Raw genomic sequence first — 14,192 nt, 5'->3', positions numbered from 1 at the left:
CACAGACCCCCTGTGAACGCAACGCATCATTTACACCCTCAGCTCCGAGCTGCCCTCTCAGTGCACGCGCACTGCTCACTGCCTAGTGTAAATCATTTTTTTCATCTTTTCAATCCCTTTTCTACAAGTCTGATATTTTTTTCACCAAGTTCTTTATTCAATGTGTCCAGAAGTGCTTTATTTGTGCATATTTTCCAAGTAGGCGGGAGCACTTTCTTCGCGCGCTCCTTCTCCAGATAAATAATGACGGTATCCGAGGCATTTGCAGTCTGTCCAGTGCGAAGAATGTCCAAAATCCTCTGATGTTTTTCATCATATTCCGCCTTGTCCGCGAATTTTAACCAAAGCTCACGCGGAACCGATTCAAACGGAATTACCTGCTCACAGATTAGTTTTCCGACCGGATCATCCCCGATCGAAGTACGTCCCTGAACAAAGACCTTCGCGTCCTCGTTGAGCAGTGCTCTCTTACTCTCATAATCTCTCGGGAAGACAAGAACTTCGACCGATCCAACCATGTCCTCAACGGTCAGAAATGCCATCTGCTGTCCGGTCTTTGTGATCTTGACGGTCTTTGCCGTGATCATTCCGCCGATCGTCACCCGGCTGTTGTCTGCGACCTTTGCATGCCCCGTCTCCTCATCGACTGCAAAGTCAATCGTCTGCGCCGTCACGCTGTTTTTCCAGAGATCTAAGTACTCCTCAAGCGGATGACCGCTGACGTAAACACCGAGGATCTCCTTCTCAAATGCGAGCAGTTCCTCCTTCGGATATTCCGGCACATTCGGCATTGTGATCTGGTATTGTTTTTTCTCCGACTCCTTCGCAAAATCAAAGAGACTCATCTGACCCTCAAATACATTTTTGCGGTCTTTCGTCTTCTGATCAAGCAGTTCCGGAGCCACCTCAATCTTCTGTCTGCGATTGCCCGGAAGAGAATCAAATGCTCCCGATTTGATGAAGCTCTCAAGCGTTCGCTTATTGACCTCGCGACCTCCCATCCGATCCACAAAATCATCGAGAGAGGTGTACAGACCATTTGCTTCCCGATCCGCAATGATTGCGTCCACAACACTTCGTCCGACACTCTTGATTGCGGACAGTCCATAACGGATTGCCCCGTTCGACACGGAAAATCCGCTCTCTCCCTCATTGATGTCAGGAGGCAAAATTGCGATTCCCATCTGCCGACATGTCAGAATATATTCGGATACCTTCGAGATATTGTCCATGACCGACGTCATAAGCGCCGCCATAAACTCTCTCGGGTAATAGTATTTCAAATATGCGGTCTGGTATGCAACCACCGCGTAGCAGACTGCGTGCGACTTATTAAACGCATACTTCGCGAAATCAATCATCTCATCGTAGATGTGATTTGCGATGCTCTCGCTGATCCCGTTTGCGATACAGCCCTTTACGCCTTCTGCCTCATTTCCGTAGACGAAATTCTGGCGTTCTTTCTCCATGACTGCTGTCTTCTTCTTCGACATTGCACGGCGCACAAGATCGCTTCGTCCCATCGTGTATCCGGCGAGGTCACGAACGATCTGCATAACCTGCTCCTGGTAGACGATACATCCGTAGGTTGGGCTTAAAATATGCTGAAGCTGCGAGCAGTCGTAGGTGATGGAATCCTTGTCATTCTTTCCCTTCAAATACTTGGGAATGAAATCCATCGGACCCGGACGGTACAGCGAGATTCCGGCGACGACGTCCTCAAGATTCTCCGGTTTCAGCTCCTTCATGAAGCTCTTCATTCCGGAACTCTCGAGCTGGAACACGCCCTCACATTTTCCGGTTCCGATCGAAGCAAGAACTTCCTTATCGTTATAGCCGATCTTCTCCATATCGAGATGGGTTCCATATCCCTTCTCTATCAGCTGAACCGCATTCTGGATAACCGTCAGCGTCCGAAGACCGAGGAAGTCCATTTTCAGAAGTCCCAACTCTTCGAGCGTCGTCATCGTAAACTGCGTGACGATCGTTCCATCGGAAGCTCTCGAGAGCGGAACAAATTCATCCATCGCCTTCTGACCGATCACAACGCCCGCTGCATGCATCGACGTGTGACGCGGAAGTCCCTCCAGACGCTTCGCCATGTCAATCAGATTCTTAACCTCCGGATCATTCTGGTACGCCTCGCGCAGATCCGGACTCTGTTTGAGTGCCTTGTCGAGTGTCATGCCGAGATCTCCCGGGATCATTTTCGCGATTGCATCACACCGCGCATACGGCAGATCAAGCACTCGCCCGACGTCCCTCACGACACCCTTTGCGGCGAGTGTACCGAAGGTGACGATCTGAACGACCTGATCCTTTCCGTATTTCTCGACAACGTAGTCGATAACCTCTCCTCTTCGCTCAAAGCAGAAATCCACATCGATATCCGGCATCGAAACTCGCTCCGGATTCAGGAACCGCTCAAAGAGCAGGTCATAGCGGATCGGATCGATGTTTGTGATCTCCAGACAGTAGGCAACGATACTTCCCGCTGCCGATCCTCGTCCCGGTCCGACCATGATGTCGTTCGACCGCGCAAAATGAATGAAATCCCAAACGATCAAAAAGTAATCGACGTAACCCATGTTGTGAATGACACCGAGTTCATACTCAAGTCGTTTCGCCAGTGTCCCGTCGTCATTCGGGTATCGCTTTTTCATGCCATCCTGACACAGCTTGTTGAGGTAAGTCCACGAATCATATCCTTCCGGAACCTCAAATTTCGGGAGCTTCGTCACACCGAACTCAATCTCCACATTACAACGCTCTGCGATCTTGTGTGTGTTGTCGATCGCCTCCTGCGCATATGGAAAGAGCGCCCTCATCTCTTCCTCGGATTTGACGTAGTACTGACCGCCCTCGTAGCGCATTCGGTTTTCATCCGTGACCTTTTTTCCGGTCTGGATGCAGAGCAAAATATCATGCGCCTTTGCATCGTCCGCCAGAATGTAGTGAATATCGTTCGTTGCGACGAGGTCGATGCCAAGCTCCCTGCTCAATCTCAAGAGTCCCTGATTGACGGTTCTCTGCTCCGGAATTCCGTGATCCTGAAGCTCCAGAAAGAAATTCCCTTTTCCGAAAATCTTCTCATATCTCTGTGCCGACAGCGTTGCCTCCTCGTACATTCCGCGTGCAAGATTCTTCTGAACCTCACCTGCAAGACAGGCGGACAATGCAATGATTCCTTCATGATACTTCTCAAGTACCTCGTAGTCCACGCGGGGCTTGTAGTAAAATCCATCTACAAATCCCCTCGACACAATTTTCATCAGGTTATGATAACCCTGATCATTCTCCGCGAGAAGAACCAGATGATAATAACGGTCCTCCCCACTGCCCTTCTCCCTCTCAAAACGAGATCCGGGCGTCACATAAATCTCACAGCCGATGATCGGCTTGATTCCCACTTCTCTTGCCGCACGGTAAAAATCAATCACGCCGTACATCACACCGTGATCCGTGATCGCCATGCTGTCCATCCCGAGTTCCTTTGCCCTCGCGACAAGCTCCTTGATCTTACAGGAACCATCGAGAAGACTGTACTCTGTATGGACATGAAGATGCGTAAATGCCACTCCTCTTCCTCACTTTCTCTCTTTCTGAAATTTTGTTTTTGTATCCTGTTTTTTTCTGCCTCATTGGCAAAAAGAGCCTCGACACAATGCCGAGGCTCCCTGTTTCTTTTTCAATTTTCCTGTAAACTCAGGCGCAGAATTTCTATATTGTTCTACTTATTTCGCATCCGTCAGATACTTCTCAATACTGTCCATTGCCTCAGCTTCATCCGCACCATCTGTAATAACAGTCAGTGCCTCTCCCGCATCCATACCAAGGGTCATCATTCCCATGATGCTCTTTGCATTCACCCGAGCAGTACCCTTTTCTACATAGATGACACTCTCATACTGGCTTGCAATCTGAACCAGCATTGCCACAGGTCTTGCTTCCAGACCATTCTCAAGTCTGATGGTGATTGTCTTCTTTAACATAATAATCCTCCTCATGATATGGGCGCGACTTTACGCCCCTGTAACCGAATTCCGCTGTCGAAGATCTTCTGCCATCTCTCCAAGTTTCCGAAGACGATGATTGACCCCAGACTTGCCAACCGGCGGATCCAGTACCTCCCCAAGTTCCTTCAGCGTCGCCTCCGGTCTTGCCAGACGCAGATCGGCGATTTCTCGAAGTGTATCCGGAAGTTTCTCAAATCCCATGTGATCGCGGATATAAGAAATATCTTCTATCTGCTTTACCGCAGCAGATACAGTCTTATGAATATTGGCAGTCTCACAGTTAACTTTCCGGTTCACGCTTCCGCGCATCTCTTTTAAAATCCGGATATTCTCCAGTTCCATCAACGCAACCGGAGCCTCCATCACGTTCAGAATATCCACAATCTGACTGCCTTCCTTCAGGTAGACCACATTATACTTTTTTCTCTGTATAATCTTGGCTTCCAACCCGAAAAACAGCATCAGTTCCTGCAACTGCACTGCCTTCGCAGGAGCGGTACAGGCAATCTCAAAATGGTAAAACTTTTCGGGATCACTGATCGACCCCGCTGCCAGAAACGCACCGCGAATAAACGCACGTTTACAGCAACTTTTTCTGATCACCACATTCTGAGCCAACGATAGATTCTCCTCGATCTCTCCGTACAGATCAATCAGCTTTGCCGCCTGCAAAACACGGATCGCATCCTCATGCTTTCGGATGCAAACCGAATAAATGCGACTACTGCGATTTTCCATTCCCTGGCGCACGGAGACATCAGTCTTTATATTAAATGTTTTTTTCAATAATGTAAAGTACTTTCTTGCAACTGCCATATTTTCTGTATGAATTTTAATACAATAGGAATCTCTCTCCGAGATCTGCACCCGCCCACACAGACTGATAATCGCGGTAATCTCCGCAATCTGGCAGTGTCTTGCGGAAGACATCTGGTGAGAAAGTTCCTCTTTTACCATAGAAGAAAATGACATCGTTCTCTTCATCCCTTCCCGGCAAGTCACACTTTCCCGCCGTCCTGCGAAGGCAGACTGCGACTCTTGTCCTTGCCGATATCACGGTGCTCAATCTTCAGCCCGTACTCCTCAAATCCGCTCAAATGCTGATAGAGCGCACTCGCAATCGTCACAGAGCGATGTTTTCCACCGGTACATCCAACTGCAATGACCAGCTGATTCTTTCCCTCTTTCACATAATTTGGAATCAGGAAATCCAGCAGATCGTAAAGTTTTCCGAGAAAGATCTCCGCAGTTCCGCCACGGCGCACATACGCCTGCACTTCTGCTTCCTCTCCGGTGTGACTGCGCAGAGACTCCACATAGTAAGGATTCGGCAGAAAACGCACATCGAAGACCAGATCGGCATCCGCCGGAATTCCATATTTGAACCCGAACGACAACACTGTGATAAACAGGTTCTGGTACTTCTGATTCCCCACAAAAATCTTCTCAAGCTCCTGCTTGAGTTCGCGCGTCAGCAGTTGACTTGTGTCAATGATGAAATCCGCACTCTCTTTTAAAAAGTGCAGTTGCGCTCTCTCAAGATGAATTCCGCTGTCCACGCGTCCCTTTCCCGCAAGCGGGTGAGCGCGTCTCGTCTCCTTGTAACGCTTGACCAGTGTCTCATCCTTTGCATCCAGAAAAAGGATCTCGCACGGAATCTTATTCTGCTTCCATCCTTCCAAAATCTTCTGGAGCTGTGGAAGCGTCTCCCCGCCACTTCGGATGTCGATTCCGAGTGCCACACGCTCATGGGCGGTCGGTTTCTGAAGCGCCAGATCGACAAATGGCTCCATTAGCGGAACCGGAAGATTGTCCACACAATAAAATCCGATGTCTTCCAGCATTTTCAGGGCAATCGTCTTGCCCGCCCCGGACATTCCCGTCACAATCACCAGTCTCACGATCTTTTCCTCCGAAATTTCCACTTCTTATGTTAGTTTCTTATTGATCTATTTTACCGAAAATTCTCCGAGCAGTTTCACCTCAAGTTCCAGCTCCACTCCCGAATTCTCCTTCACTCTCTCCTGAACCTGACGGCAGAGACTCAAAATATCTGCGGAGGATGCCTCTCCCCGATTGATCACAAATCCACAGTGTTTCTCCGAAACCTGTGCATCCCCGACGCGAAATCCGCGCAGTCCCGCAACCTCAATCAGACGTCCCGCAAAATCTCCCTGCGGACGCTTAAACGTACTTCCCGCACTCGGATACTCAAGTGGCTGTTTCTCTCTTCTCTTTCCAGCAAGTTCGTCCATCTGCTCGCGAATCTTCTCCGGATCTCCATGCTCAAGCACAAACTCAGCGCCAAGAACTACATATCCCTTTTTCAAAACACAGCTCGTTCGGTAGCCAAGTTCAAGATCCTCTGATGCAATCGTCACAACCTCGCCTTCCGGTGTCAGAACCATCGCAGATGCCATCACATCTTTCATCTCAGAGCCGTAAGCTCCCGCATTCATGACGACAGCTCCGCCGACACTTCCCGGAATACCAGCGGCAAACTCAAACCCGGTAAGTTCTGCGGTGAGCGCATTTCTTGCAACGGATGCAAGCAGGGCGCCCGCTCCCGCAAAAATCCGATTGTCCTCCACTCGGATCTCTCCAAATGCCTTTCCGATTGAGATCACTGCACCGTGGTATCCCAAATCTCCGACGAGAAGATTACTGCCGTTTCCGACAATCGCATAAGGCTCTCCTGCCTCCCGGCAGACACGGATCACACCTGCAAGCTGATCGGCAGACTGCGGTTCCGCAAAATAATCCGCCGGTCCGCCCGCACGAAATGTCGTGTGACGGCCCATCGGCTCGTTCTCACGCAGTCCTCCCTCCGGCAGAACCTGCATTAATTTTTCTCTCAGACTCGTTGTCTGCTCTCTCTTCTCCACATTCTGCGCTGTCCTCTGCTCTGTCATTTTTCCTGCTCCATCTTACTTAATTTCTTTCTAGGTTATTTCTCTCTTATTTTTTGTTCTCTCTCTGAACTACCTCGGCTTAAATCTATTTATGGTCCTGCATTGCACGTCCCAGATTTGCCTGTACGCGGTTGTACAGCTCCTGAGCCGCATTGTAACCCATCTTCTTCTGACGGTAGTTGACTGCGGCAGACTCAACGATGATTGCGAGGTTTCTACCCGGACGAATCGGGATGTTGTGGCAGACAACCTTGTTGCCTAAGAACTCAGTGTACTGATCCTCCAGACCAAGACGATCGTACTCCTTATCCTTATCCCAGTCCTCGAGCTTGATCACCATATCAATGTTCTGGGTATCCTTTACGCTCTCAACACCGAACAGTGCCTTGACATCGATGATTCCGATACCGCGCAGTTCGATGAAATGCTTTGTAATATCCGGTGCACTTCCGACTAATGTCTCATCGCTGACCTTACGGATCTCAACAACATCGTCGGTTACGAGACGATGCCCTCTCTTGATCAGCTCCAGAGCCGCCTCACTCTTACCGATTCCGCTCTCACCCATAATCAGAACACCCTCACCGAATACATCGACGAGAACGCCGTGGATGCTGATGCACGGAGCCAGTTTTACCTTGAGCCAGCGAATGACCTCTGCCATCAGATCGGAAGTCGTCTTGTCGGACACGAGAAGCGGAACCTGATAGCGACGGCAGAGTTCCTGCATATCCTCATCCGGCATCTGTCCGCGGCTGTATACAATACACGGAATCTCGCTCGTCAGAAGACGCTCATACATCTGCACCTTCACCTCGCGGGAGAGTGTCTTGATGTAAGCCTGCTCGACATATCCGATGATCTGCACGCGTTCACGGTCAAAATGATCGAAAAATCCAGTCAACTGAAGAGCCGGACGATTGACTTCCGGGTGGGACAGAACTTCCTTGTCTGTGTCGATCTCCGGAATCACATTTTTCATATTCATCTTCTTAATTAATTCTGTAATCGTAACACCGTACATACCTGTTCTCCTTTTCTGATCCTCTTTTTATTTTTTTATCACATAATAAACTGCATGATCGTTTTTTGCTTCACTGTATCATACGGAATTTTCAGTTCAGAAAATTCCTGCCCATATACAAGAACCTGCGTTCATCCTATCATATCTGTGCGGGATTGTCATCCTTGTTTTTCCGGAAAAAGCGGTATACATTTTCTGCCGAAGTCCGATTCATCCCAGGCACTTCCATCAGTTCCTCGACCGATGCCGATTTCACTGCGTCAAGCGATTTCAAATGCTTCATCAGCGCCTTTCTCCTCGTGTCCCCGATTCCCGGAATCTCATCAAGAATCGAGCGCACCTGCCCCTTCGAGCGCAGGCTCCTGTGATACTCAATCGCAAATCGGTGCGCCTCGTCCTGAATCCTTGTGATCAGCCGAAATCCCTCTGAACGGCGATCAATCGGAATCTCCACATTCTGATAATAAAGTCCGCGCGTCCGGTGGTTATCGTCCTTGACCATTCCACAGACCGGAATCGAGAGTCCAAGCTCACTCAGCACTTCGAGCGCAATGTTGACCTGACCGCGCCCGCCATCCATCATCAAAAGATCCGGGAATCGCGTAAAACTTCCGAGCGCTGTGCCGAGATTTTTTTTCTCAAGACGTTTTGCCTCCTCAAGTCCATGCGTAAATCTTCGCGTCAGCACTTCTCTCATCGATGCATAGTCATCCGGTCCGGTTACCGTCCGAATCCGGAATTTGCGGTAATCACTCCGCTTCGGTTTTCCGTCCTCATAGACGACCATCGATCCGACTGACTCGTAGCCGGAGATATTGGAAATATCAAATGCCTCGATTCTTCGCACTCCCGAAAGACCGATCCAGCCTGCAACCTCCTGCATCGCCCCGCTCGTGCGCGCCTCCTCTCGCTTGTTTCGCTCATTATCCTGAATCAACACCATCTTTGCGTTCTTTCTCGCAAGCTCCACAAGACGTTCCTTCTCGCCCTTTTTCGGAACGAGAATGTGAACACGCTGACCCCGGCGCGTGGAAAGCCATTTCTCGATCACATCCTGATCCTCAAGCTCTTCCTGAATCCAGAGTTCCTTCGGGACAAACGGAGTGCCCGAATAATACTGCTTCACAAACCCGGTCAGAATCTGAGCGTGCGTGTCTGCGCTTCCGACCGATACTCCGAAATGCTCCCGCCCGATCATCTTGCCCTCACGGACAAAGAAGACCTGAACGACTGCATCCTCATCGTCGCTCGCCATTGCAATGATGTCGCGATCCTCAGCCGCCTCGCTCGTGATCTTCTGTTTCTGTGCAATCTGCTTCACACTTGCAAGAAGATCCCGGTACTCCATCGCCTTCTCGAATTCCATGACAGCGGACGCTTCTTGCATCTTATCTTCGAGATAGTTAAGAAGTGTGTCGTAATGCCCATTCAAAAACTCAAGCACCTGCTCCGTCTTCTTTGCATACTCCTCCCGACTGATTTTTCCCTGACACGGGGCATCGCACTGTCCGATATGATAATTCAGGCACGGGCGAGCCTTTCCGATGTCCCGCGGAAGCACACGGTTGCAGGTGCGAATCCGATAAATCTTCTGCATCAGATCGATCGTGTCCTTGACTGCTCCTCCGCTCGTATAAGGGCCAAAATATCGGCTCTTGTCCTTTTTCATCGAGCGCGCCGTCATCACACGCGGGAAATCCTCTCCGACCGTCACCTTGATATAGGGATATGCCTTGTCGTCCTTGAGCATCGTGTTGTAGCGGGGCTGGTGCTCCTTGATTAAATTGCACTCGAGGACAAGTGCCTCAAGCTCCGAGTCCGTCACGATATATTCAAAACGGGCAATCCTTGATACCATCTGCTGAATCTTCGCAGTCTTATTTCGACTGCTCTGAAAATACTGGCGCACGCGGTTTTTCAGACTGATCGCTTTCCCGACATAGATGATCTCATCCTTTGCATCGTGCATCAGATAAACGCCCGGCTGGGAGGGCAGTTTTTTCAGTTCCTCTTCAATATTAAACACGTTCCATTCTTTCCTTTCCCGCCCAAATTATCTCAGACGGCTTCCGTCATACCGGTACTGCATCCGCAGGAAACGCGCGATCGCATCCACCTGCTCCTCGACCGAACCGGACTCCGGCTTCATATCAAGCACGAGATACATGCTGTCGAGATCTCTCTGAGAGGCAGTGTGAAGCATTTTTTTGAGACACTCCATTCTCACCTCATAGCTGTCCGTCTCAAGGAATCGGAGGAAATTCGGATCTGGCTCGATCTCCTCCGATTCCTCAAGATCCATCATCTCAAAATCATCGGAATCTTCAGAAGAACTATCTGTGCCACCAGAGATCGAACCTGTAACCAGACTTGCCGGGTCAATCCGCTCAAAGCGATACTTCTGCTTTACATTCGGATATTTTTCCCGATCCACCTCGCTGATAAACATCTCATACGGGCGCACATACACTCCATAATCTCCATAAAGTGCCTGATAGACCACCATTTTTTCTTTTGTCTCCGAGTGAGTTGCCACCGCTACAATCTGATACATCTTATTTTTAAAATGTCGGTAGAATTCTCCCGGTCTCACGGTTCTCTCCATTCCGCCCGCCTCCTGTTCTTTCTGTCCATATCCGTTTTTGTTTTTGTGCTTTTACAGCATCACAGGGGGAATTTTCCAGTCTGAACTTTCCCGCCCGCAAACGATACTCTCATTATATCACATTTCAGAATACACTTCATTTTTTCTTGTGAACTACCTATTGTCTAAAGCCAATGGGCTTCCTGCTTCACAGACCTCGTGACCTACTATCTCCACAGGCGTTAATTCGGGCAGTCCCTGCCCTATATATTTATTCTTCTTATGCTATTTGTCGTAATCCCTCTGCCAATATATTCTTTGCAGCATTGATATCTCTGTCATGTTTCGCCCCACAAACGGGACATATCCATTCCCTTACTGACAGATCTTTCGTTTCTGTATTTTGATATCCACAAACAGAACATAGCTGACTGCTGGCATAGAATGTATCTATCTTAATATATTCCCTTCCATTCCACTTTGTTTTATATTCTAACTGTCTTGTCAGCTCATACCATGAGACATCACTTATAGATTTTGCTAAATGATGATTTTTCACCATATTCTGTATCTGCAAATTTTCCGAAACTATCACTTGGTTTTCGCTGATAATCTCATAGGATACCTTATCCAGATAATCTTTTCTGGTATTTCTTATTTTCTCATGGCATAATGCTATCTTTTTCCTGATCTTATAGTAATTTTGGCTCCTCTTTTCTTTATGTGCTAACTTCCTTTGCAATTTTGCCAGCTTCTTTTCATATTTCCTGATGATTTTTAGATTTTCGTATTTTTTCCCCTCTGAAGTAATACATAAATCTTTAATGCCCAAATCTATTCCTGTGTTTTGATTTGTATGTGGCAGTTCTACATGTTCCGTTTCCACCAAAATTGATACATAATATTTTCCGCTTGGCATCTGCGATACCGTTGCAGACTTTATTTGTCCGCTAAAATTTCTATGCAGTTTTGCTTTTACTTCCTTTAGTTTGGGTAGCTTTACTTTTCCTCTATCAAAATCTACCGCTATATTCCCATTTGTAAAATTCGTTGTGTATGATTTATGACTATCATGCTTATTCTTAAACTTTGGATAACCTGCATGTTCCTTAAAAAATTTCTGATATGCAGCATCCATATTATAAATCGCATTTGTCAGAGCAAATTTATCCACTTCTTTTAGCCATTCATACTCTTTCTTTAATTCTCGATTACAGTAATTGTTGCAGTCGGTTTTACTTACAGATTTTTTTTCTTTCTCATATGTTTCTTTTCGATACGTCAGTGTCCGATTATATACAAAACGGCAACAGCCAAATGTTTTTGCTATCTGTACTTTCTGTTCATTGTTTGGATATATTCTGTATTTATACGCTTTTAACATCTGCTGTCGCCTCCTCAACCTTGGTTTTCTATATACCTTTTTAGCATTTCTTCTGATACATTTCCTACGCTACATGCAAAATATCCATCTGTCCAAAAGGTGTGTTCTTTCCAAAAATGTTTGGGTTTTCGCAAATAATTCGGATATCTTTCCCATATATGATATGTTGTATAACTTTTCATCAGGTTTACAATCCTGCTAATAGACATTGTTGGTTCTGCTTCTATCATATAATGAATGTTCCATGTATTTGATAATCACTTTGTGCTTTTGACATATCTCATATGAAAACTGCTTTATATCATCTGATATTTGTTGTGAGACCAGCAATTTCTTTCTGTATTTGCAGACGAAAATAATGTGATATTGTAATAAGTATTTGTGTCTGTTTTTAGATTCCCATGTTCCCCTGCCATAAGCATACAATAATATCTAACTTTTGGCTACCTTAACCCACCGTCTAAAGTCAGTGGGATTGCAGTAGCCTCTTTTCAATTATCAATGGATGTGCTACAATATCCTCTATGGAAAGAGAGGGCATATACTGATGAATAGAATCGGATTTGACAACCAGAAATACTTGAACATGCAGTCAGAACACATCCGTAAGCGAATCAGCCAGTTCGGTGACAAGCTGTATCTGGAATTCGGCGGAAAACTTTTCGATGACTACCACGCTTCCCGCGTACTTCCGGGATTTGCACCGGACAGCAAACTCAAGATGCTTCTCCAGCTTGCTGATCAGGCAGAGATCGTCATCGCCATCAACGCTGCTGATATTGAGAAAAACAAGATCCGCCATGACCTTGGCATCACCTACGACGTAGATGTTCTGCGCCTGATCCAGGAATTCCGCGACAAGGGTCTCTATGTGGGAAGTGTCGTAATCACCCGCTACACCGGTCAGGATGTCGTTGATCAGTTCCGCACCCGTCTGGAAAACCTTGGCATCCGCGTTTACCGCCACTATCCGATCGAGGGCTATCCGAACAACATCGCCCACATCGTGAGTGATGAGGGATACGGCAAGAACGATTACATCGAGACCACCCGTCCACTCGTTGTCATCACGGCTCCGGGACCGGGAAGCGGAAAGATGGCTACCTGCCTCTCCCAGCTTTATCATGAGAACAAGCGTGGCATCAAAGCCGGATATGCAAAGTTTGAGACCTTCCCGATCTGGAACATCCCGCTCAAGCATCCGGTCAATCTCGCCTACGAAGCTGCGACCGCTGATCTGAACGATGTCAACATGATCGACCCGTTCCACCTCGATGCCTACGGAGTCACCACGGTCAACTACAACCGTGATGTAGAGATCTTCCCGGTACTCTCCGCAATGTTTGAGGGAATCTTCGGAAGCTGTCCGTACAAGTCCCCGACCGATATGGGTGTCAACATGGCAGGAAACTGCATCATCGACGATGAGGTCTGCCAGGAGGCTTCCCTCCAGGAGATCATCCGCCGTTACTATCAGGCACTCGGCCGTCTCGCAAAGGACAAGGGTACTCAGGATGAGGTCTACAAGATTGAGCTTCTGATGAAGCAGGCAAAGATCACTCCGGAATACCGCCCGGTTGTTCCGACTGCAAACAATCTTGCGAAAGAGACGAAAGCTCCGGCTGCTGCTCTCGAGCTTCCGGATGGAAAGATCGTGACCGGAAAGACGACTGCCCTGCTCGGTGCTTCCTCCGCGGTTCTCTTAAATGCCGTCAAGGAACTCGGCGGAATCCCGGATGAGACTCTTCTTATCTCTCCGACTTTCATCGAGCCGATTCAGCACTTAAAGACCGAGTATCTCGGAAGCAAGAACCCTCGCCTGCACACCGATGAGGTTCTGACCGCACTCTCAATGTGTGCCGCAAGCGATGAGAATGCGCGTCGTGCACTTGAACAGCTCCCGCTCCTGCGTGGATGTCAGGTACACACCTCGGTTATGCTCTCCTCCGTGGACGTGAAGACCTTCCACGCTCTCGGAATCCAGCTGACTTCCGAGCCGATCTACGAGGACAAAAAACTGTATCACTAATTTTTGTGTTACTCCATTTAGGTCAACGCTCGCGAAGTATATAAAGCAAAAAGCTGTTACATTGCGATTTTCTATCTATCACAAACGTAACAGCTTTTTCTTTTACCAAAAATTTACTATATAAAATCCGCTTGCCTGACTTTTTCTTTATCAATCTGCAAAAATCTGTACCCAGTAATAATTATAAACATCACCCGGCGCATAATAAAATCCAACCGCACTCCGTTTAAATCCCTTTGTCAA

Annotated in this window: 10 protein-coding genes and 1 pseudogene; 1 reads left to right on the top strand and 10 read right to left on the bottom strand. The window is 47.8% G+C overall.

Annotated elements, in window-relative coordinates; translation table 11 throughout:
* Positions 1-101: 101 nt before the first annotated feature.
* From AC4EVX_RS06375 to tnpA, 10 genes and pseudogenes are all read right to left on the bottom strand, one after another.
* The gene (locus tag AC4EVX_RS06375; protein WP_177977489.1) at positions 102-3,578 is read right to left on the bottom strand and encodes a DNA polymerase III subunit alpha; all 3,477 of its coding nucleotides are present in this window, start codon (positions 3,576-3,578) and stop codon (positions 102-104) included.
* A gap of 156 nt (positions 3,579-3,734) precedes the next feature.
* On the bottom strand, positions 3,735-3,992 hold the full coding sequence (locus AC4EVX_RS06370) for an HPr family phosphocarrier protein (protein WP_177977488.1): 258 nt from the start codon (positions 3,990-3,992) through the stop codon (positions 3,735-3,737).
* Between the two features lie 30 nt (positions 3,993-4,022).
* The gene (whiA, locus tag AC4EVX_RS06365; RefSeq protein WP_177977487.1) at positions 4,023-4,988 is read right to left on the bottom strand and encodes a DNA-binding protein WhiA; all 966 of its coding nucleotides are present in this window, start codon (positions 4,986-4,988) and stop codon (positions 4,023-4,025) included.
* 26 nt (positions 4,989-5,014) lie between these two features.
* Complete coding sequence (gene rapZ / locus AC4EVX_RS06360) at positions 5,015-5,917, bottom strand: RNase adapter RapZ (RefSeq protein WP_177977486.1); 903 nt, start codon at positions 5,915-5,917, stop codon at positions 5,015-5,017.
* A 48-nt stretch (positions 5,918-5,965) separates the two neighbouring features.
* Positions 5,966-6,928 (bottom strand): UDP-N-acetylmuramate dehydrogenase, encoded by a 963-nt coding sequence (gene murB / locus AC4EVX_RS06355; protein WP_490159813.1) that lies wholly within the window; start codon positions 6,926-6,928, stop codon positions 5,966-5,968.
* 85 nt (positions 6,929-7,013) lie between these two features.
* Positions 7,014-7,952 (bottom strand): HPr(Ser) kinase/phosphatase, encoded by a 939-nt coding sequence (hprK, locus tag AC4EVX_RS06350; RefSeq protein WP_177977484.1) that lies wholly within the window; start codon positions 7,950-7,952, stop codon positions 7,014-7,016.
* A 139-nt stretch (positions 7,953-8,091) separates the two neighbouring features.
* Complete coding sequence (gene uvrC, locus AC4EVX_RS06345; protein ID WP_490159812.1) at positions 8,092-9,978, bottom strand: excinuclease ABC subunit UvrC; 1,887 nt, start codon at positions 9,976-9,978, stop codon at positions 8,092-8,094.
* 27 nt (positions 9,979-10,005) lie between these two features.
* Entirely contained in the window at positions 10,006-10,557 is a 552-nt protein-coding gene (locus AC4EVX_RS06340; protein WP_177977482.1) for a DUF1653 domain-containing protein, read from the bottom strand.
* A gap of 259 nt (positions 10,558-10,816) precedes the next feature.
* Positions 10,817-11,920, bottom strand: a complete 1,104-nt coding sequence (tnpB, locus tag AC4EVX_RS06335) for an IS200/IS605 family element RNA-guided endonuclease TnpB (RefSeq protein ID WP_490159811.1) — start codon at positions 11,918-11,920, stop codon at positions 10,817-10,819.
* 14 nt (positions 11,921-11,934) lie between these two features.
* A pseudogene (gene tnpA / locus AC4EVX_RS06330) lies at positions 11,935-12,346 on the bottom strand (IS200/IS605 family transposase).
* Between the two features lie 121 nt (positions 12,347-12,467).
* On the opposite strand from tnpA, the gene AC4EVX_RS06325 reads away from it, so the two are divergent.
* Entirely contained in the window at positions 12,468-13,949 is a 1,482-nt protein-coding gene (locus tag AC4EVX_RS06325) for a DUF1846 domain-containing protein (protein WP_490159810.1), read from the top strand.
* Positions 13,950-14,192 lie beyond the last annotated feature (243 nt).

It is taken from the genome of Brotaphodocola sp., assembly GCF_983179755.1.
Note: the sequence above shows the minus strand (reverse complement) of the source record. Positions and strands in the feature narration are given on the sequence as shown.